At 71.2% G+C, this 20,696-nt stretch carries 14 protein-coding genes; 4 read left to right on the top strand and 10 right to left on the bottom strand.

Going from position 1 to position 20,696, the window contains the following annotated elements:
- Window positions 1–3: 3 nt before the first annotated feature.
- The 5 genes from ffh to ACIQNU_RS26060 form a co-directional block, all read right to left on the bottom strand.
- Complete coding sequence (ffh, locus tag ACIQNU_RS26080) at window positions 4–1,554, bottom strand: signal recognition particle protein (protein WP_401370872.1); 1,551 nt, start codon at window positions 1,552–1,554, stop codon at window positions 4–6.
- Between the two features lie 198 nt (window positions 1,555–1,752).
- Window positions 1,753–4,230 carry a [protein-PII] uridylyltransferase gene (locus ACIQNU_RS26075; RefSeq protein WP_401371141.1) on the bottom strand — a complete coding sequence of 826 codons (2,478 nt, stop codon included), beginning with the start codon at window positions 4,228–4,230 and terminating at the stop codon, window positions 1,753–1,755.
- 47 nt (window positions 4,231–4,277) lie between these two features.
- Window positions 4,278–4,616, bottom strand: a complete 339-nt coding sequence (locus ACIQNU_RS26070; RefSeq protein WP_007493361.1) for a P-II family nitrogen regulator — start codon at window positions 4,614–4,616, stop codon at window positions 4,278–4,280.
- A complete protein-coding gene (locus ACIQNU_RS26065) occupies window positions 4,613–5,959 on the bottom strand; it encodes an ammonium transporter (protein WP_401370868.1) in 1,347 nt (448 codons plus the stop codon). The genes ACIQNU_RS26070 and ACIQNU_RS26065 overlap by 4 nt, the downstream gene beginning before the upstream one ends.
- Before the next feature lie 323 nt (window positions 5,960–6,282).
- Complete coding sequence (locus ACIQNU_RS26060) at window positions 6,283–7,764, bottom strand: hypothetical protein (RefSeq protein ID WP_401371138.1); 1,482 nt, start codon at window positions 7,762–7,764, stop codon at window positions 6,283–6,285.
- Between the two features lie 493 nt (window positions 7,765–8,257).
- Between ACIQNU_RS26060 and ACIQNU_RS26055 the strand changes: the two genes are divergently transcribed.
- Window positions 8,258–8,911 carry a bifunctional DNA primase/polymerase gene (locus ACIQNU_RS26055; RefSeq protein WP_401370865.1) on the top strand — a complete coding sequence of 218 codons (654 nt, stop codon included), beginning with the start codon at window positions 8,258–8,260 and terminating at the stop codon, window positions 8,909–8,911.
- 92 nt (window positions 8,912–9,003) lie between these two features.
- Here ACIQNU_RS26055 and ftsY read toward each other — a convergent pair whose 3' ends face one another.
- Window positions 9,004–10,215 carry a signal recognition particle-docking protein FtsY gene (gene ftsY / locus ACIQNU_RS26050; protein WP_401371136.1) on the bottom strand — a complete coding sequence of 404 codons (1,212 nt, stop codon included), beginning with the start codon at window positions 10,213–10,215 and terminating at the stop codon, window positions 9,004–9,006.
- 163 nt (window positions 10,216–10,378) lie between these two features.
- On the opposite strand from ftsY, the gene ACIQNU_RS26045 reads away from it, so the two are divergent.
- Together ACIQNU_RS26045 and ACIQNU_RS26040 are read left to right on the top strand one after the other, a co-directional pair.
- Complete coding sequence (locus ACIQNU_RS26045) at window positions 10,379–11,881, top strand: purine-cytosine permease family protein (protein ID WP_401370862.1); 1,503 nt, start codon at window positions 10,379–10,381, stop codon at window positions 11,879–11,881.
- Between the two features lie 58 nt (window positions 11,882–11,939).
- On the top strand, window positions 11,940–12,920 hold the full coding sequence (locus ACIQNU_RS26040) for an LLM class flavin-dependent oxidoreductase (RefSeq protein WP_401370860.1): 981 nt from the start codon (window positions 11,940–11,942) through the stop codon (window positions 12,918–12,920).
- Window positions 12,921–12,962: 42 nt separating this feature from the next.
- Here the strand turns inward: ACIQNU_RS26040 and ACIQNU_RS26035 are convergent, their stop codons facing one another.
- The 4 genes from ACIQNU_RS26035 to ACIQNU_RS26020 form a co-directional block, all read right to left on the bottom strand.
- On the bottom strand, window positions 12,963–14,375 hold the full coding sequence (locus ACIQNU_RS26035; protein ID WP_401370858.1) for a sugar porter family MFS transporter: 1,413 nt from the start codon (window positions 14,373–14,375) through the stop codon (window positions 12,963–12,965).
- 154 nt (window positions 14,376–14,529) lie between these two features.
- Window positions 14,530–18,105, bottom strand: a complete 3,576-nt coding sequence (gene smc, locus ACIQNU_RS26030) for a chromosome segregation protein SMC (RefSeq protein WP_401370855.1) — start codon at window positions 18,103–18,105, stop codon at window positions 14,530–14,532.
- Window positions 18,106–18,372: 267 nt separating this feature from the next.
- A complete protein-coding gene (locus ACIQNU_RS26025) occupies window positions 18,373–18,582 on the bottom strand; it encodes a hypothetical protein (RefSeq protein WP_389894231.1) in 210 nt (69 codons plus the stop codon).
- Between the two features lie 385 nt (window positions 18,583–18,967).
- A complete protein-coding gene (locus ACIQNU_RS26020; protein ID WP_401370852.1) occupies window positions 18,968–19,249 on the bottom strand; it encodes an acylphosphatase in 282 nt (93 codons plus the stop codon).
- 111 nt (window positions 19,250–19,360) lie between these two features.
- Between ACIQNU_RS26020 and ACIQNU_RS26015 the strand changes: the two genes are divergently transcribed.
- A complete protein-coding gene (locus ACIQNU_RS26015) occupies window positions 19,361–20,692 on the top strand; it encodes a CAP domain-containing protein (RefSeq protein WP_401370850.1) in 1,332 nt (443 codons plus the stop codon).
- Window positions 20,693–20,696: the final 4 nt, after the last annotated feature.

The raw sequence follows: 20,696 nt of genomic DNA, 5'->3' as shown, positions 1-20,696 counted from the left end.
CCGCTAGCCCATGAACTTCTTGAACTCGTCCGGCAACTCAAAATTCGGGTCACCCTGGCCTGGAAGGCCAAACGCATTACCCTGCGTCTCCGCCTGCTCCCGCCGCGCCACAGCCTCCTGCTCCTGCTGCTTCCGCTTCATCGGGTTCCCGGACCGCTGCTTGCCCTTGGCCTGCTTCTGCTTCTTCTTCTGACGCCCGGGACCGCCCCCCATGCCCGGCACCCCGGGCATCCCCGGCATGCCGCCGCCCTGCGCCATCCGCGACATCATCTTGCGGGCCTCGAAGAACCGCTCCACGAGCCCCTTCACGGCGCTGACCTCAAGCCCGGAACCCTTGGCGATACGGGCCCGCCGCGAGCCGTTGATGATCGTCGGGTCCTGGCGCTCGGCCGGGGTCATCGACTTGATGATCGCGGCCGTCCGGTCCACGTCACGCTCGTCGAGGTTGTTGATCTGGTCCTTGATCTGCCCCATGCCGGGCAGCATGCCGAGCAGCTTGCTGATGGAGCCCATCTTCCGGACCTGTTCCATCTGGTCCAGGAAGTCGTCGAGCGTGAAGTCCTTGCCCTTGCTGGACGCCAGCTTGGAGGCCATCTTCTCGGCCTCTTGCTGCGAGAAGGTCTGCTCGGCCCTCTCGATCAGCGTGAGCATGTCGCCCATACCGAGGATGCGGGACGCCATACGGTCCGGGTGGAACGCGTCGAAGTCGTCCAGCTTCTCACCGTTGGACGCGAACATGATCTGGCGCCCGGTGACATGCGCGATCGACAGGGCGGCGCCACCGCGCGCGTCACCGTCGAGCTTGGAGAGCACGACACCGTCGAAGCCGACGCCGTCACGGAACGCCTCGGCGGTGTTGACCGCGTCCTGGCCGATCATGGCGTCCACGACGAAGAGGACCTCGTCGGGCGAGACCGCGTCACGGATGTCCGCGGCCTGCTGCATCAGCTCCTGGTCGATACCGAGGCGGCCCGCGGTGTCGACGATGACGATGTCGTGGACCTTGGTCTTCGCGTACTCGATGGAGTCCTTGGCGACCTGGACGGGGTCCCCGACGCCGTTGCCCGGCTGCGGGGCGTACACGGCGACGCCCGCGCGTTCGGCGACGACGGCGAGCTGGTTCACGGCGTTCGGCCGCTGGAGGTCGGCGGCGACGAGCAGCGGCGAGTGCCCCTGACCCTTGAGCCAGAGGCCGAGCTTTCCGGCGAGCGTGGTCTTACCGGCGCCCTGGAGGCCCGCGAGCATGATCACGGTCGGCGGCTGCTTGGCGAACCGGAGCCGCCGGGTCTCGCCGCCGAGGATGCCGACGAGTTCCTCGTTGACGATCTTGATGACCTGCTGCGCCGGGTTGAGCGCCTGCGACACCTCGGCACCGGTCGCGCGCTCCTTCACCTGCTTGATGAAGGCGCGGACCACGGGCAGCGCGACATCCGCTTCGAGCAGCGCGATACGGATCTCGCGCGCCGTGGCGTCGATGTCCGCCTCACTGAGGCGACCCTTGCCGCGGAGGTTCTTGAATGTCGCTGCGAGGCGATCGGAAAGAGTGTCGAACACGGCGGTCGCGAATCCTCGGGTCGAAGGCGGGCGGACAGGTCGCCCCCCAGAGTAATCGGTCCGACAAGCACCGGACATGCAGCCGACGGATACGGACGCCCCATCTACCCGGCGCACAGCCGTTGTGGGCAGGCGTTCCGCACGGCGGAACGGGTGGGCACAACCCCATCCAACGGTGCTCCGGATGAAACCCCAGCCCTACTTCCGCAACCCCACCTCAAGCCCCCGAGCAACCTCGGCAGCCCTCCCCCCGGCCAACGGTGCCCCATCCTCACCGGTCACATAAAACGCATCCACCGCATTGGCCCCCAACGTACTGACATGCGCACTACGAACCCGCACCCCCGCCTCCTCCAACGCCCGCCCGATCCGGTGCAGCAGCCCCGGTGCGTCCTGGGCCCGTACCTCGATCACGGTCGCATGCCGGGACGCGGCGGACGCCACGGTCACCCGGGCGGGCGGCGCCACCGTCCCCCGCCGCCGCGGATACGCCGCGTCCCGCTCCGCGAGCCGCCCGGGAATGTCCAGCGACCCGTCGAGCGCCCGTACCAGATCGGCCCGCAGCCGCGCGGCCTGTGGCAGTGACCCGTACTCGGCGGCGACGCGCCAGTTCAGCAGCAGGACGGACCCGTCCATGCCGTCGGGCAGATCGAGCGCCCGCAGCTCGGCGGTCCGTACCGCGAGCCGGTGCATCGCGAGCACCCCGGCCGCCGCGGGCAGCACCCCGGCCTGGTCGGGGACGGCGATGATCAGCTCGACCCCGAGCGGCTCGGGCTCCCCGGGGGCGGCATCGGCGCCCTCGGTGGCCTCGGCGACCGGCTCCGTCTGGGCGCGCAGCGCGAGCACGGGACCGCCGGTGCGGAACGCCTCGACGGCGAGCCGTTCCTGCTCGGCCGTGGGCGCCCCTGGCTCGGGTTCACCGGGCTCGTCGCCGCTGAACAGGGCGGCGACCCGGCGTACCAGGTCGCTGACGAGGGACCCGCGCCATGACGACCAGGCGGCGGGCCCGGTGGCGAGCGCGTCGGCCTCGGTGAGCGCGTGCAGCAGCTCCAGGGTGCCCGGTGACCCGACGGCCTCGGCGACGGACTTCACCGTCGCGGGGTCCTCCAGATCGCGCCGGGTCGCCGTCTCGACAAGCAGCAGATGGTGGCGTACGAGGGTGGCGAGTACGGCGATGTCGGCGCGGTCGAAGCCGATCCGGGCGGCGACGTCGCGCGCGATGATCTCGCCGGCGACGGAGTGGTCGCCGGGCCAGCCCTTGCCGATGTCGTGCAGCAGCGCGGCGACGAGCAGCAGGTCGGGCCGGTGGACACGGCGGGTGAACGCCGACGCGCGGACGGCCGTCTCGACCAGGTGCCGGTCGACGGTCCAGGTGTGCACGGCGTTGCGCTGCGGCCGGCACCGCACCCGCTCCCAGTCGGGCAGCAGCCGGGTGATCATGCCCTCGGCCTCCAGCGCCTCCCACACGTCGACGGTGGGGCGTCCGGCGCCGAGCAGCGTGACGAGCTGTTCGCGGGCCTCGGCGGGCCAGGGCGTCGGCAGCGGCCGGGCGGCGGACGCCATCCGGCGCACGGCGTGCAGGGAGAGCGGCAGCCCGGCCTGGGCAGCGGCGGCGGCGGCGCGCAGCGGCAGCACGGGGTCGCGTTCGGGCCGGGCGGTGCGGGCGAGTCCGACCTCGCCGTCCTGTTCGACGACGCCTTCGGCGAGCGGGGAGCGTTCCTGTGCGGGCTTGGAGCCGCCGAGCATGGCGCGCAGCCGGGGGCGTACGGCGCGGGAGCGCAGGACGCGGCCGACCTCGCGCCAGGTGACGTCGGAGGCGTAGGCGATGGTGCGGGCGGCCTCGTACACCTGGCGGAGCAGGGTGTCGGCGTCGAGGAGGCCGAGTTCGGCGGCGACCTGGTCCTGTTCCTGGAGGGCGAGGCGGTCGGTGGCGCGGCCGGTGGTGAGGTGCAGGGCGTCGCGTACGTCGAGGAGGCGGCGGCGGGCGTCGGCGAGGCCGTCGCGGGGGGCGTCGGCGAGCCAGGAGGCGGCGACGGCGGAGAGCGCGGTGGCGTCGCGCAGCCCCCCGCGGGCCTCCTTGAGGTCGGGTTCGAGGAGGAACTGCAACTCGCCCTGGCGCTGTGCCCGTTCGGCGCAGAGTTCCTGGAGTTCGGGCAGGCGTTTGGGTGCCTGGTTGCGCCAGTCGGCGAGGACGGCGGTGCGCAGCCCGGCGGTCAGTCCGAGGTCGCCGGCGAGGTGGCGGGCGTCGAGCAGGCCGAGGTGCACCTTGAGGTCGTCGCCCGCGGTCTTACGGGCTTCGGCGGGGGTGCGGACCGAGTGGTCGAGTGCGAGTCCGAGGTCCCAGACCGGGTACCAGATCTGATCGGCGAGTGCGGCGACGGCCTTGGCGTCGCTCTTGGTGACGCTCTCGTCGTGGAGCAGGAGCAGGTCGAGGTCGCTGCGCGGGGAGAGTTCCCCGCGGCCGTAGCCGCCGACGGCGACGAGGGCGACGCCGCGCAGGTCGGCGGCGGCGGTGGTGAACAGTCCGCTCAGCCAGGTGTCGGTGAGTGCGGACAGGGCGGTACGGCGCGGCGGCCCTGGCTGCGTCTCCCCTTGGAGGAGGCGCAGCCGGGCCGCCGCGTAGCCGCTGGGTTTCGGTTCCTGGGGTTCCTCGGACTCTTCCTCGCGTACGCCCACACTCGTCACCCAGCGACTCCGTTCTGTTTTTTATCCGGCCGGCCTGGTCACAGGGCGTCCGGGCCGCGCTCGCCGGTCCTGACCCGGACCGCCGTCTCGACGGGCAGGGACCAGACCTTGCCGTCTCCGATCTTGCCGGTCCTGGCGGCCTTCACGACGACGTCGATGAGCTGTTCGGCGTCGTCGTCCTCGACCAGGACCTCGATCCGGATCTTGGGTACCAGGTCGACGGTGTATTCGGCGCCACGGTAGACCTCGGTGTGTCCGCGCTGCCGGCCGTAGCCGCTGGCCTCGGTCACGGTGAGGCCGTGCACCCCGAACGCCTGGAGGGCTTCCTTGATCTCGTCAAGCCGGTGCGGCTTGACGACGGCGGTGATGAGCTTCATGCGTCCACCTTCTTGTTCTGCGAAGCCTCCTGGACCGGGGTGGGCACGGCGGAGCGGGACGAGGTGCCCCCGCCGGCGCCGCTGAAGTCGTACGCGGTCTCCGCGTGCTCGACCTGGTCGATGCCCGCGACCTCGTCGTCCTCGGTGACGCGCATCCCGATCGTCTTGTCGATGAGGAAGGCGAGGACCGCCGAGGCGATGAGGGAGTAGGCGAGGACGCCGCCGACACCGGCGAGCTGCTTCCAGAGCTGGCTGAGGCCGCCGCCGTAGAAGAGGCCCGCGACGTCGGACTGGCCGCCGCCGGTGGCGAAGAAGCCGATGAGGACGGAGCCGGCGATGCCGCCGACGAGGTGGACACCGACGACGTCCAGGGAGTCGTCGTAGCCGAACTTGTACTTGAGGCCGACGGCCATGGCGCACAGGAGACCGGCGATGGCGCCGACCGCGATGGCGCCGAGCGGGGAGATCGCGCCGCCGGACGGGGTGACGGCGACGAGGCCCGCGACCGCGCCGGACGCGGCGCCGAGGGTGGTGAAGGCGCCGTGGCGGATCTTCTCGTAGATGAGCCAGGCGAGCATGGCGGCGGCGGTGGCGACCTGTGTGTTGACGAACATCAGCGCGCCGACGCCGTCGTCGTTGCCGAGCCAGGAGCCGGCGTTGAATCCGAACCAGCCGAACCACAGGAGGCCGGCGCCGAGCATCACCAGGGGCAGCGAGTGCGGGCGCATCGGGTCGCGCTTGAAGCCGACGCGCTTGCCGATGACGAGGATCACGCCGAGCGCGGCGGCGCCGGCGTTGATGTGCACGGCGGTGCCGCCGGCGAAGTCGATGACGCCGAGGTCGAAGGCCCAGCCGCCGGTGCCCCACACCCAGTGCGCGATGGGGAAGTAGACGAGCGTGGCCCACAGGGCGACGAACAGGCCCCAGGCGCCGAACTTGACGCGGTCGGCGAGGGCGCCGCTGATCAGGGCGGGCGTGATGATGGCGAACATCAGCTGGAAGACGGCGAAGACATAGATCGGAATCGTGTAGCCGTCCCAGAGCTGGGTGAGGCCGATTCCGCTGAGTCCCACATAGTCCGATGACCAGCCGACGATGCTGCCGTGGTCGGTGCCGAAGGCCATGGAGAAGCCGTAGAGCACCCACAGAATGGTGACGATCCCCAGGCTGATGAAGCTCATCATCAGCATGTTCAGGGTGCTCTTGACGCGGACCATGCCTCCGTAGAAGAAGGCGAGGCCCGGGGTCATCAGCATGACCAGGGCGGAGCAGATGAGCATGAACCCGGTGTTGGCGGCAGACAGCGTCGGGGCGTCTGCGGCTAGCGTGATGCCTGGGGGCATCGGCGTCTCCTCGTGTTGGTACGGCCCCGTGCGGGCGAAGCCTGAGCGGTGGTGTGAGGGGCGGGCCGGTTATGCGCCAGAGGTTGTCGCAGCGCCGTTTCCGTGGATGCCGCTCGATGTTTCACCGCAGTGACGAAGAGGTCGCGGGTGTTACGCGTACATGAACTGCCGGATCCGATGGCAGGGGATCGTTATCGTGGCGCAACCTTCCGGGTACGGCCCGGACGGCGACGCGAACCGGCCGCGACTGCCCTCCGGGGTGCCTGGCGTGGGGGTGCCTGTTCGGGCTGTTCCGGGAGGGTCGCCGCGGCCGGCGTAGGGGGTCAGACCGCTTCGGCGGTCTCGGGGAGCTGCACCGCCAGACGCTCGGTGAGCTGGACGACGTCGGCGACATCGCCGAAGTCCCGCACGGCCGTGTCGACGGTCTTGCGGATACGGGTGTTGACGCGCTCGGAGCGGACCTTCCTGGCGACGGTGAGCGCTTCGACGGCGAGCTTGGCGCTCTGCTCCGGCTCACGCTGGAGCAGGTGCACGGTCGCCATGCCGATCAGATTGAGTGCGTACGACCGCTGGTGCTCCGAGTCGTCGCCGAAAAGGGTCACCGCGCGGGCCATCACGGGCTCGGCGAGCGAGGCGTAGGTGGGGCTGCGGCCCGCGACATAGGCGAGATCGCGGTACGAGTGGGCGTTCTCGCCGTTCAGCTCGGCCTCGGAGAAGAAGCGGATCCAGTCGGGCTCGGGCTCGTCGAACTCCAGCGCGTCGTGGAAGGTCTCGTCGGCCATCCGGACGGCCCGCTTGCACTTGCCGGGCTGGCCCATGTTGGCGTAGGCGCGCGCTTCCATCGCATACAGCATGGCCTGGGTGCGGGGGCCCGCGCAGTCGCGGCTGCCGTACTGCGCGAGGTGGATGAGTTCCAGGGCGTCGTCGGGGCGTCCGAGGTGGATCATCTGGCGGCTCATGCTGGACAGGACGTACGAGCCGAGGGGCTTGTCGCCGGCTTCCTTGGCGGCGTGCAGAGCGAGCACGAAGTATTTCTGGGCGGTGGGCTGGAGGCCCACGTCATAGCTCATCCAGCCGGCGAGTTCGGCGAGTTCGGCGGCGACCTTGAAGAGCCGCTTGGTGGTGGCCTCGGGCTGGGGCTCCTGGAGCAGGTCGGTCACCTCGTGGAGCTGTCCTACGACGGCCTTGCGGCGCAGTCCGCCGCCGCACTGGGCGTCCCACTGGCGGAACATGACGGTGGTGGACTCCAGGAGGTCCAGCTCCGGCTTGGAGAGCTTGTGGCCGCGCCGCGCCGCCGCGGACTCGGGCTCCACGGGCTCCTCGCGCGGGGCGCCGGGGGTGGGCACCAGCCAGCGCTGCATGGGTTCGACGAGCGACGGCCCCGCGGCGAGCGCCAGTGAGGAGCCGAGGAAGCCGCGCCGGGCCAGCATCAGGTCGCTGCGGGAGAACTCGCCGATGAGCGCGACGGTCTGCGGGCCGGTCCAGGGCAGGTCGACGCCGGACACGGACGGCGACTGGTGGGCGGCGCGCAGGCCCAGGTCCTCGACGGCGACGACGCAGCCGAACCGCTCCGAGAACAGCTCCGAGAGGATCCGCGGGATGGGTTCGCGGGGGTTCTCGCCGTCGAGCCAGCGGCGCACCCGGGAGGTGTCGGTGGAGATGTGGTTGGCGCCCAACTGCCGTGCCCTGCGGTTCACCTGGCGGGCCAGCTCGCCCTTGGACCAGCCGCTGCGCACGAACCAGGAGCCCAACAGCTCATTGGGGCGCTTCTCAGCGTTCGTACCGCTTTCGCCGTTGCCGCCCACCGGAACGCCCCCATCCGTCATGCCACTTGTGCGCGGTCGCCCGCACACGGTCACGTCAAGCCTTAACAGAATGCCGTGTGTCACGGCCGCCCGTCCGCCAGTTGTCACCCGTCGAACTGGAAACCGACATGCCCCCGGCATACCCACGAGCGCACCCACTCCAGGGCGTGTGTACCGAAAGTAATCCTACGATCACCCTTCCGGCGAGGCCGACTGCGGAAACGCCACCATTCGCCACCCCTTCGAATGAACCCAGGGCCTCCCGCACACGATTGACTTGACAGTGGACGGTCGGGATGGGTGCAGCGATGCACACAGGGGCGCGCGATACCGGGCGCACCACCCCGAACGCCTCCGGAAGCCGTCGCGGACCGTACGGCATCCGGGCATCCGCACGACATCCGGGCATGAGGTCAACGGACGGTAAACGCGGCGCTCCACATCGTGACCGGACGCTCGTAACCACCGGCGCGCTGGACCTGTTGGAGGGGGCATGGGCTTCACGATCGGCGGCATCCGCGACATCCGGTCGGGTTCGCGTCGGCGCGGACGCACGGCAGAGTGCACGACGGTGGCCGAGTTCACCGGGCTGTGGGGCTGGGACGTGGTGCCCGGCGCGCGGGCCGCGGCGGGCGTCTGCTCCTGCGGCAAGGCCGACTGCCCCGCACCGGGCGCGCACCCCCTCGACTTCGCGCCGGTGGTCCCGGCCGGCACCACGCTCGACGAGGTCGCGGAGATCTGGGGCGAGTTCCCCGGCGCCTCGGTACTGCTGCCGGTGGGCGGCGCCTTCGACGTCCTGGAGGTCGCGGAGACGGCCGGGCGGCGGGCGCTGGTGCGGCTGGAGCGGATGGGGCTGCCGCTGGGTCCGGTGGTGGTGACGCCGGAGGGCCGCGCGCAGTTCTTCGTGGCGCCGGGCGCCGCCGCCGATCTGCCGGAGCTGCTCTACCGGATGGGCTGGGACGACGCCTCGCTCGACCTGCACGGCCTGGGCCCCGGCGACCATGTCACGGCGCCCCCGTCGGACCGCGCGGACCTGGGCCCGTCCCGCTGGCTGCGCCCCCCGGCCCTGGACTCGGCGACGAACCCGCCGCAGGCCCGGCTGCTCCTGGGGACTCTGGCGTACGTGACGCACCGTTCGCGCGCGTAGGCCCCCGGGGCGACAGGGATACGTTCCCCCGGCCCCGAGGGTGCCTTCTTCCTACGGGATCTCGCTGATCCCTGCTGGTCCTACGGGGAGGCTCAGTCCCCGATCAGCGCGTCCACGAAGGCCCCGGGCTCGAAGGGCGCGAGGTCGTCCGCGCCTTCGCCCAGGCCGATCAGCTTCACCGGCACGCCCAGCTCCCGCTGGACCGCGATGACGATGCCGCCCTTGGCCGTGCCGTCGAGCTTCGTGAGCACGATGCCGGTGATGTCGACCACCTCGGCGAACACACGGGCCTGTACGAGCCCGTTCTGCCCGGTGGTGGCGTCGAGCACGAGCAGGATCTCGTCCAGCGGCGCGTGCTTCTCGACGACCCGCTTGACCTTGCCCAGCTCGTCCATCAGCCCGGTCTTGGTGTGCAGCCGCCCCGCCGTGTCGATGAGGACGACGTCGGCGCCCTCCGCGATGCCCTCCTTGACGGCGTCGAAGGCGATGGACGCGGGGTCCCCGCCCTCGGGCCCGCGTACCGTACGGGCGCCCACCCGCTCGCCCCAGGTCTGGAGCTGGTCGGCGGCGGCGGCCCGGAAGGTGTCGGCGGCGCCGAGCAGGACGTTCTTGCCGTCGGCGACGAGTACGCGCGCGAGCTTGCCGGTCGTGGTGGTCTTGCCGGTGCCGTTCACGCCGACGACCATCACGATGCCCGGCGTCTCCAGGCCCGACTCGGTGTTCACGGTCCGGTCGAAGTCGGGCACGAGCAGTGTCAGCAGCTCCTCGCGCAGCAGGGCGCGCAGCTCCTCGGGGGTGCGGGTGCCGAGCACCCGGACCCGCTCACGCAGCCGCTCGACCAGTTCCTGGGTGGGCTGGACGCCGACGTCGGCGGTGAGGAGGGTGTCCTCGATCTCCTCCCAGGTGTCCTCGTCCAGGTGCTCGCGCGACAGGAGCGTGAGCAGACCCTTGCCGAGCGCGTTCTGCGAGCGCGACAGCCGGGCGCGCAGCCGCACCAGGCGGCCCGCGGTCGGCTCCGGGATCTCGATCGCGGGGGCCGCGGCGGCCTCCTCGACCGCGACGGGCGCTGACGGCTCCTGCCCGGGGCCCGGCAGGTCCACCTCTTCGACGGTGCGACGGTCCTCGTCGCTCGGCGCCCCGGCCTCCTCGCCGATGTGCGGCTCGGCCGGCGGGGCGGTGAGGTCGGGCGTGGTGGGGGGCGCCTGCGGCGGCAACTGCTTGCGCCTGCGGCTGCCGACGACGAGCCCACCGAGCGCGCCGATCACGACCACGGCGATGACTACAGCAAGGATGACGATGTCCATAACGCCATCAGTATCGGTCATGGGCCCCCAGGGCACGGACGCTGTGCCATCCTCCAAGGAATGGCCGGGGACATAAGGCACTTCTCGGACTAACGTACGATGGTCCGGTCGCTCCCCCACCGGCTCCCCGCACCGAGCCGAGCGAGAGGTAACCCCCCGTTCCATGAGCACTCCCCCGCCCGAAGGCACCCTCACGCCCGAAAATCCCGCCGCCGGCGGCCCCACGGCACCGCGCACCATCACGGCACCGCATACGGCCACGGCACCGCACACGACCGTCGAGACCCGGGGCATCGAACCCGTTCCGCTCGCCGAGCGCCGGGGCCGGACGCGGGAGCTGTTCCCCACCTGGGTCGCCGCCAACATCAGCGTGCTGCTGCTCACCATGGGCGCGGGCCTGGTCGTCACGGGCGGGCTGAACTTCTGGCAGGTCCTGATCGTCGCCCTGGTCTCGCCGGTCCTCAGCTACGGACTGGTCGGGCTGATCTCGATCGCCGGCAAGCGCGGCGGCTCCCCCGGGATGACGCTCTCGCGCGCGGTCTTCGGGCAGCGCGGCAATCTCTTCCCCGGCGCGCTGATCTGGGTCGCCCGCTGGGGCTGGGAGACGATCAACGCAGTCACCGGCGCCTATGCCGTGCTGACCGTGCTCGACCTGTGCTTCGGGATCAAGAGCACCACCGCGCTCACGGTCGTCACCCTGATCGGTTTCGTCGCCGGTACCTTCCTCATCAGCGGACTCGGCCGGAAGGTCCTCCAGGTGTGCAGCACCTGGTCGACGTACCTCTTCGGCGCCTTCAGCGTCCTGGTGCTCGCCTATCTGCTCGCCGAGACCGACTGGTCGGCCGTGTTCGACAAGCCCGCCGGGTCCACCGCGATGGTCGTCGCGGGCATCGGCACCATCGCCGCGGGCGGTCTGAGCTGGGTGCCCTCGGCCCCGGACTTCACCCGCTATCTGCCGCCGAGCGCGTCCGGCAGGGCGCTCGTCGGGCACTCGGTGGGCGGCGCGGGCATCGTCGTCGTACCGCTGGTGCTGATGGGCGCCGTGATGGCGGTCGGCACGCCCGATCTGTCGTCCGCTTCCGACCCGGTGTCGTTCCTGGGCGCGCTGCTGCCGACCTGGCTGGCGGTGCCGTATCTGGTGATGGCCCTGGTCGGCATGTTGCTGATCAACTCGATGTCGATGTACTCGGCGGGCTTCACCGCGCAGACCCTGGGAATCAGGGTCCCGCGCGCGTGGGCGGTCAGCGTGAACGCCGTGATCAGTCTGGTCCTCGGCTATCTGCTGATGAACGTCGCCACCGGCTTCCTCGGCTCGTTCGTCTCCTTCCTGACGCTGCTCGCGGTGGCGTTCTCGGCGTGGATCGGCGTCTTCGGCGTCGACATGCTGCACCGGAAGACGTACGACGCCGAAGCGCTGATGGACACCGGGCGGACCAGCGCGTACTGGTACCGGGCCGGGTTCGCCTGGCAGGCGATGACGGCGTGGGGCGTGGCGCTGGGGACCGGGCTGCTGTTCACCCGTGTCGACTGGTTCAGCGGCCCGCTCGCCGAGTCCTGGGTCGGCCGCAACGGTCTCGGCTGGCTGGTGACCATCCTGGTCGCCGCCGGACTGTACGCGGCCCTGCCGAGGAACCGCTCTCCGAGGCCCGCACCCCTGGCCATCTGACGCTGCGTCAGTTACGGTCCCCCCGCTCACCGCATCCAGGCTGAGAGGGACGTCCGCCATGCCCGTCACGGTCGTACGGTTCAATCTGGTCGACCCCGCCGCGACCCCGGAAACGCTCGGTGCCCGCTACCGCGCCGCCGTCGAGATGGCCGCGTACGCCGACGAGCGGGGGATCTCCACGGTGCAGACCGAGGAGCACCACGGCGTCGCGAACAACTGGCTGCCGTCGCCCTTCGCCTTCGCGGGCGCGGTGTTCGGCGCGACCCGGAACATCGCGGTGACGGTCTCGGCGGTGATCGGCCCGCTGCACGACCCGCTGCGCCTCGCCGAGGACATCGCCGTCCTGGACCTGCTGAGCGGCGGCCGGCTCGTGACGGTCGCGGGCATCGGCTACCGGCCCGAGGAGTACGCGGCCTTCGGCGTGGAGTGGAAGCGGCGCGGCCGGATCCAGGACGAGGTCCTGGACACCCTGCTCCAGGCGTGGACGGGAGAGCCGTTCACCTTCCGGGGCCGCACGGTCCGCGTCAGCCCGCGCTGCTTCACCCAGCCGCATCCGCTGCTCCTGGTCGGCGGCTCCTCACGGGCGGCGGCGCGCCGGGCGGCCCGGCTCGGCCTGCCGTTCTTCCCGAGCGCGCATCTGCCGGACCTGGAGGCGTACTACCACGAGCTGCGCGCGGAGTACGGGACCGAGGGCTGGACGATGATGCCAGCGGCCGAGACCCCGCTGCTGCACATCGCCGACGACCCGGACCGGGTCTGGGCCGAGTACGGCACGCACTTCCTGCACGAGGCGCTCACCTACGCGTCCTGGCAGTCCGGGGACATCACCTCGGCGGTGCGCTCGGCGGCGACGACGGTGGACGAGCTGCGGGCCGAGGGCGTGTACCGGGTGCTCACGCCTGACGCGTGCGTGGAGCTGGGCGGGCGCGAGGGCGTGAGCCTGGTGCTGCACCCGCTGTGCGGGGGCATGCCGCTGGACGAGGGCCGGCGCAGCCTCCAGCTCTTCGCGGAACAGGTCGTACCGCGTTTGAAGGACTGACGGGACCGCCGCGACCACCGGGACCGCCGGGCAGGGGCGGGCTCAGCCCATCTCCTCCAGCGTCTTGCCCTTGGTCTCCTTCACGAACAGGAGCACGAAGGGGATCGACAGCGCGGCGAAGCAGGCGTAGATCACATAGGTCGCCGAGAGGTTCCAGTCGGCCAGGGACGGGAAGCTCGCGGTGATGGCCCAGTTGGCGATCCACTGCGCCGACGCGGCGACGCCGAGCGCGGCGGCGCGAATCCGGTTGGGGAACATCTCGCCGAGGAAGACCCAGACGACGACACCCCAGGACATCGCGAAGAAGAACACGAACCAGTGGGCCGCGATCAGCGCCACCCAGCCCTGGACGTTGGGGAGTTTGCCGTCCACCAGGCTGTACGAGAACGCCCACGCCTCCAGGGCGAGTCCGATGGCCATACCCGTCGAGCCGATCAGCGCGAGCGGTCTCCGCCCGATCCGGTCGACGAAGATCATCGCGACGACGGTACCGATGATGTTGATGATCGACGTGGTGAAGGAGTAGAAGAACGACGTCGTCGGGTCGACGCCGACGGACTGCCACAGCGTCGAGGAGTAGTAGAAGGCGACGTTGATGCCGACCAGTTGCTGGAAGGCGGAGAGACCGATACCGACCCAGACGATCGGCAGGAAGTAGAACCGGCTGCCCTTCAGGTCCTTGAACGTCGACTTGTGCTCGCGCCGCATCGCCGTCTCGATCTCCGCGACCCGCGCGTCCATGTCGATCTTGTCGCCCTCGACGTCCGCAAGCACCGTACGGGCCTTGTCGTACTTGCCCGCCGAGATCAGATAGCGCGGCGACTCCGGGATCGCGAGGGACAGCAGCCCGTAGAGCACGGCCGGGATCACCATCACGCCGAGCATGACCTGCCACGCCTCAAGGCCGATGATCTTGCCGCGCTGATTGCCGCCCGCCGCCTGGAGGATCGCGTAGTTGACGAGCTGCGAGACGGCGATGCCGATGACGATCGCGGCCTGCTGGAAGGAGCCGAGCCGGCCCCGGTAGGCGGGCGGTGAGACCTCGGCGATGTACGCGGGGCCGATGACGGAGGCCATGCCGATGGCGAAGCCGCCGACGATCCGCCAGAACGCGAGGTCCCAGAGCGCGAAGGGCAGCGCGGAGCCGACGGCGCTGATGGTGAACAGGACGGCCGCGATCTGCATGCAGCGGATGCGGCCGATGCGGTCGGCGATCCGGCCCGCGGTCGCGGCGCCGATCGCGCAGCCGATCAGGGCGATGGCGATGACCTGCGCGAGCGCCGCTGACCCGATGTTGTAACGGCTGCGGATGGCCTCGACGGCACCGTTGATGACCGAACTGTCGTAGCCGAACAGGAAGCCGCCCATGGCCGCCGCCGCCGCGATGAAGATGACATGGCCCAGGTGCTCGGGATGGGCCGTACGGGCGTCCGGCGGCGGTGCTGTGCTGGTCACATGTACTCCTCTGGCAGCAACCGGCAGCACTGCCGGGGTGGGCGCGAGCCCTTCCAGTGGCGCACACGTCGGCGCCACCCACCACCGGAAGATCACCCGTCACCACCGCGAGATCACCCGACCGCGCCACCCGGCGGCCCGTCAGGTCACCCGCTCAGCGCAGTCGCTGGCTGATCACCTTCGACACGCCGTCGCCCTGCATGGACACGCCGTACAGCGCGTCGGCGACCTCCATCGTCCGCTTCTGGTGCGTGATGACGATGAGCTGGGACGCCTCCTGAAGCTCCTGCATGATCCGGATGAGCCGCTGAAGGTTGGTGTCGTCGAGCGCCGCCTCGACCTCGTCCATCACGTAGAACGGGCTCGGCCGCGCCTTGAAGATGGACACCAGGAGCGCCACGGCCGTCAGCGACCGCTCGCCGCCGGACAGCAGCGACAGACGCTTGACCTTCTTGCCGGGCGGCCGTGCCTCGACGTCCACGCCCGTCGTGAGCATGTTGTCCGGGTCGGTGAGGATGAGCCGCCCGTCACCACCGGGGAAGAGCCGCGAGAACACGCCTTCGAACTGCCGTGCGGTGTCGCGATACGCCTCGGTGAAGACCTGTTCGACGCGCTCGTCCACCTCCTTGACGACCTGGAGCAGATCGGTACGGGTCTTCTTCAGGTCTTCGAGCTGTTCGCTGAGGAACTTGTGCCGCTCCTCCAGCGCCGCGAACTCCTCCAGGGCGAGCGGATTGACCTTCCCCAGCTGCTGATACGCCCGTTCGGCTGACTTGAGCCGCTTCTCCTGTTCGCCCCTGACGAAGCGGACCGGCTGGTTGCGGGGGTGCTCGGGGTCCTCGGGCAGCTCCTCGCCCTCGGCGGGCGGCGAGGGCGGTACGGGCTGGTCGGGGCCGTACTCGGCGACGAGCCCCTCGGGCTCCACGCCCAGCTCCTCCAGCGCCTTGGTCTCCAGTTGCTCTATCCGCATCCGCTTCTCGGCGCCCAGCACCTCGCCCCGGTGCACCGAGTCGGTGAGCTTGTCGAGTTCGCCCTTGAGATCGCGTCCGGTGCCCCGGGCGACGGTCAGTTCGCTCTCCCGCTCGGCCTTGGCCCGCTCGGCGGTGGCCCGCTCCTCCTCGGCCCGTACCAGCGACACCTCGACATGGGCGAGAAGCTGGCGGGCGCCGGACGCGACGGCCCCGGCGACGGCGGCCTCGTGGCGCAGCCGGGCCCGGCGCTGCTCGGCACGCGCGCGTGCGTCACGTTCGGCGCGCGCGGCCCGGTCCAGCGAGTCGGCCCGCCCGGCGAGCCCCTTGACCCGCTCCTCATGGGTACGGACCTGGAGGCGGGCCTCCATCTCGGTCTGGCGCGCGTTGGCCCCGTCGGCGGCGAGCCGGTCCCGTACGGAGGTGTCGGGCTCCTCATCGGCGTCCTCGGCGGACTCCTCGGCGACGGCGAGCCGTTCGGCGAGTTCTTCGGCGTCCTCGACGGCCTTGTCCAGGGCGTCCTGGGCCTTCGCCGCCGCGGCAGTGGAGCGCTCCGCCTCGCCCGCGGCGCCCCGCGCCTGCCCGGAGAGGCGGCCGAGCTGCTGGGCGACGGCCGACTTCTCGCGGTCGGCGGCCCGGCGCCGCTCCGCCAGCTCCTCGACGAGCGCGGCGCACTCCTTGCGCTGTTCGCCCGCGAGGCGCTGCTCGTCGGCGAGCGTCCCGCACCGCTCGCCGAGTTCGACCAGCTCGGCGGCGGCCTCGTCCACGGAGGCCTGGACCTCCAGGAGGCTGGGCGCCCCGGCGGACCCGCCGTGCGCGAAGTGCGCCCCGAGCAGATCGCCCTCGGCGGTGACGGCGGTCAGCGCGGGGCGGGCGTAGACGAGGTCCTCGGCGTCTTCGAGGGTCCCGACGACGACGATGCCGCGCAGCAGCCGCCGTACGGCGGGCATCAGCTCCTGCGGCCCCCGGACGAGGTCGGCGGCCCGCAGTCCGGCGGGCGGTGCGGGGGTGTCGGCGGGGTCGTCCGCGGGGTCGGGTTCGGGGGCTCCGGTGAGCAGGAGCGCGGCACGGCCGCCGTCCTGTTTGCGCAGCAGGCGAATCGCTTCGGCGGCGGACGCGGGGGTGGTCACGGCGATGGCGTCGGCCGCCGCGCCGAAGGCCGCCGCGAGGGCGACCTCGTGGCCGGGGGTGACGGTGAGGAGTTCGGCGGCGGGGCCGAGGAGTCCGGTCAGCCGGTCCCGGGCGGCGAGCAGGGCGCCGGTGCCGTCCTTGCGGCGCAGGCCGAGTGCGAGGGTCTCGTGCCGGGCGGCGACGGCCGCGCGGCGGCGTTCGGCGCCGGTCGCGGCCTCCCGTGCGGCGGTCAGCGCGGCTTCGGCTTCGGCGAGCTGTTCCCGCGCGGTGTCGTGCCGGGCCCCGAGATCCTGGTCCCCGGCGTCGAGCCCGTCGACCTCGGCCTTGAGCTGTTCGTACTCCTCCTGCGCGGCGGCGGCACGTTCCTGCGCGCCGTCCCGCGCGGCGGCCAGCCGGTCGATCTCGGCCTGCGCGGACGCGGCGCGGCTGCGGGCGGCGTTGACCTGGCCGTGCAGCCGGGCCAGTCCCTCACGGCGGTCGGCGATGGCACGTGCCACGTCCTTGAGCCGCCGCTCCTCGACCGTCAACTCGCGCTCCAGTTCGGCGCGGTGGGAGACGGTGTCCTCCAGGGCGCGCTGGGCGGCGTCCAGGGCGGCTTCGAGTTCGGCCTCCTGCTCACGGATCCGCGCGGCCTCGCGCTCCATGTCCTCGGGGTCGCGCCCGCGCCGCTCGTCGGGGGGCGCGGAGGTCGCGCTCTTCACGCGCGCGTCGGCCAGCGAGATCGTGCCGCGTACCCGCTCGGCGAGCTGGGACAGCTCGAACAGGGTCTGCTGGGCGCGCTGGAGGCGGGGGGTGAGCCGGCGGACCTCGTCCTCAAGGGTGGCTTCCCGGGCGAGCGCGGCCTTGAGCTGCGCCTCGGCGGTCTCCTTGCGCAGCTTGAGTTCGGCCTCGTCGGCGATCTCGGTACGCAGCGCGTCCCGCAGCCGTACGAGGTCGTCGGCGAGCAGGCGCAGCCGGGCGTCGCGCAGGTCGGCCTGGATGACGGCGGCGCGGCGGGCGACGGCGGCCTGTCGGCCGAGGGGCTTGAGCTGGCGGCGCAGTTCGTCGGTGAGGTCCTGCACGCGCGCGAGGTTGGCCTGCATCGCGTCGAGCTTCCGCAGCGCCTTCTCCTTGCGCTTGCGGTGCTTGAGGACGCCCGCGGCCTCCTCGATGAACGCGCGGCGCCCCATCGGGTCGGCGTGCAGCACGGAGTCGAGCTGGCCCTGCCCGACGATGACGTGCATCTCGCGGCCGATACCGGAGTCGGAGAGCAGCTCCTGGATGTCGAGGAGCCGGCAGGTGTCGCCGTTGATCTGGTACTCGCTGCCGCCGTTGCGGAACATGATCCGCGTGATGGTGACCTCGGCGTACTCGATGGGCAGGGCGCCGTCGGAGTTGTCGATGGTGAGGGACACCTCGGCGCGGCCGAGCGGGGGGCGCCCGGTGGTGCCGGCGAAGATGACGTCCTCCATCTTGCCGCCGCGCAGTGATTTGGCGCCCTGTTCGCCCATGACCCAGGACAGCGCGTCCACGACATTGGACTTGCCGGAGCCGTTGGGTCCGACGACGCAGGTGATGCCCGGCTCGAACCGCAGCGTCGTGGCCGACGCGAAGGATTTGAAACCGCGCAGGGTCAGGGCCTTGAGGTGCACGCCGCCGGACTCTACCTCTCTCCTGTCGCCCGCCACGGTTCTCGCGGGGCGCTGCGCGTCACACGCGGAATTCCGCGTGTCTCACAGCGTGAACTTGCGGTTTCACCGATGAATGCGAAGGGCACATCAGACGTTAAAGGAAGGGGGGCGGTCAGTGGGGGCGGCAAGACAGAAGGGACGCCGAAGCGTCCCTTGCAGTTCGGAACATAGCGGCTGACAGGGCAGCCCGACCACGGTCCAGCTCTAGCGGTGGTTCAGGAGTTGTGGTCAGGTGAGCGCAGGCTCCGCCTGGGGTACGTCGATGCTCTTGAGGAGCGAGTCGCTGTCGTGAGAAGCGGCAGCCGCCAACGCGTCGTTCTCGGCCTGGATCCGTACAAGCTCGGATTCGAGGTCCTGGACGCGTTGCTGGAGCCGTCGCATCTCGGCGAGGAGTCGCGGGTCGGAGCCGCCGACGTAACCGAGAAGCGCCTTTGCCATGATGGATGGTCCTCCACACTGAGTGACCGACCGAAGCGGTGTGGGTCGTGAGGGAATCGCACCCGCGGTGCTTGGCACTCTGGAGTTCTGACTGTCGTTCTTACATGCCAAACAGCTAAGGTGCGCGGGGCTTCCAGAGTCTCACCAAAAAGTTTGACGGTCAACACGATCACGCCCCGTACCGGCGGGCAACCCGGGGGCTCTGGGCCGTTGTATGACCGGCCTGGCCTCTGCTGCGGGGCCCTGGGGGCGTGGAGATCATCCTTCCCTGCCGGACCCTCCCACCGCAAGTGTTTCTCGGCAACCACCAGGCTCTTTCCACCCCGGGCGGGGGTCACGGACCTGCCGTGCGCCCCCTCCCCGGGGCGGGCCGGGGTGGTCTCGTTCAGCGGATCGCGAAGCCGTCGTAGCCCCCGCGCGGGGTGGCCCAGATCTCCGTCACTCCGTCGACCCTCCCCGGCGTGTCGCCGTCCCTGAGCCACTCCAGAAGACCTTCACAGGACCCCCGCGCGCCCTCCGCCACCACCTGCACGCGTCCGTCGTCCAAATTGAGAGCAAAACCACTCAGCCCCCCTAGCTCCAGCGCCTTGGCACGCGTGTACCAGCGGAAACCCACTCCCTGTACTCGACCGCGTACCCAAGCGGTGAGCCGAACCTCTTCATTCATGGCTGCACGCTAACGGGCCAAATGCACCTATGGGCCCTTCGTCCCTTTCCGCCATGGGGTACCGTCCCGACGCAATGAGCCTCACTCGTTCGGGTGAGACACATTGACCGCATGGACGAGGAAGGCCAGGACATGGGACGCCACCGACGCTCGGACGCCGGCCGCGCCGCCACAGGTCGCGCCGCGGGTACGGATTCCTCCACGGACCACGCCCCCGGGTCGACACCCGGTGGAACGGCCGACGAGATGCCGACGGCCGCGTATCTGCGCGCCGACGCCGCCGAGGCCCAGGCCGCCGCCCGCGCGGACTACTACACGGACGACGCGTACGGGTACGGGCAGCCGCAGGTCGCTCCTCACGGCGGTCCCGCGTACGGATATGGGTACGGGTACGGCGACCAGGCCGCGTACCGCGAGTCGTCCGCCGCCGCCGAGGCCATCGCCGCCTCGGCCTTCCCCGAGCCGGGACCCCGCGACGCGTACGCCTGGGACACCCCTGTGTCGGAGGCCGAGACCGCGACCATGCGGGCGTTCTTCGGTGACGAGGTCGCGCACGGGGGCGACGGGGGCACCGCCGTCTCGCGGGACTCCGGTCACCGGCGCCGTCCCAAGAAGCGGATGTCCACCCCGGTCCGCACCGGACTGCTCGGCGTCTCCGCGGCCGTCGCCATGGGCACCATCGCGATGGCCACCGGCGTGCTGCCCGGCGGCGGCTCCCTTCCCGTAGTCGGGGGCGGCGCCTCATCCGGCAAGGTGCAGACCGGGGACTCGCCGACGGACCTCGAAACCCAGGGCGGTGCGTCGAGCACGCCGGAGGGCGAACCGTCGAGCCCCAGCCAGAGCAGCGACCAGCCCTCCTCGCCCGCGCCCTCGGCCACCGAGTCGAGCGCGAAGCCCTCGGAGAAGCCGTCGGAGAAGCCCTCGCCGCCGAAGACCTCGGAACCGTCCGGCTCGGCGGCGGGCACGGGCACCTCCGCGGGCGGCTCCCAGAAGACGGCCACCCCGCCCAAGGCGCCCGCTCCCGCACCGAAGGCGCCGTCCACGTCGGCGAAGCCGCCGGCCGGGACGAACTCCGCCGAGGCCCAGGTGCTCAGCCTGGTCAACCAGGAGCGCGCCAAGGTCGGTTGCAGCCCGGTGACCGCCGATGCCCAGTTGGCCGCCCTCGCCGAGAACTTCAGCGAGGACATGGCGGCCCGGGGCTTCTTCGACCACACCGACCCGGACGGCGCGTCGCCGTGGGACCGCGCCGACAAGGCGGGGATATCGGGTCTGGGCGGCGAGAACATAGCGCGGGGTCAGGCCGACGCCGCCGCCGTGATGGACGCCTGGATGAACAGCCCCGGCCACCGCGCCAACATCCTCAACTGCGACTTCAAGACCCTGGGCGTGGGCGCACACTTCGCCCCCGGCGGCCCTTGGTGGACCCAGGACTTCGGGTTCTAGGACT

The sequence above is a fragment of the Streptomyces sp. NPDC091292 genome (genome assembly GCF_044757265.1).
GTDB lineage: Bacteria > Actinomycetota > Actinomycetes > Streptomycetales > Streptomycetaceae > Streptomyces.
The sequence above is the reverse complement of the archived record's forward strand: the minus strand, read 5'-3'. Positions and strand labels throughout refer to the sequence as shown.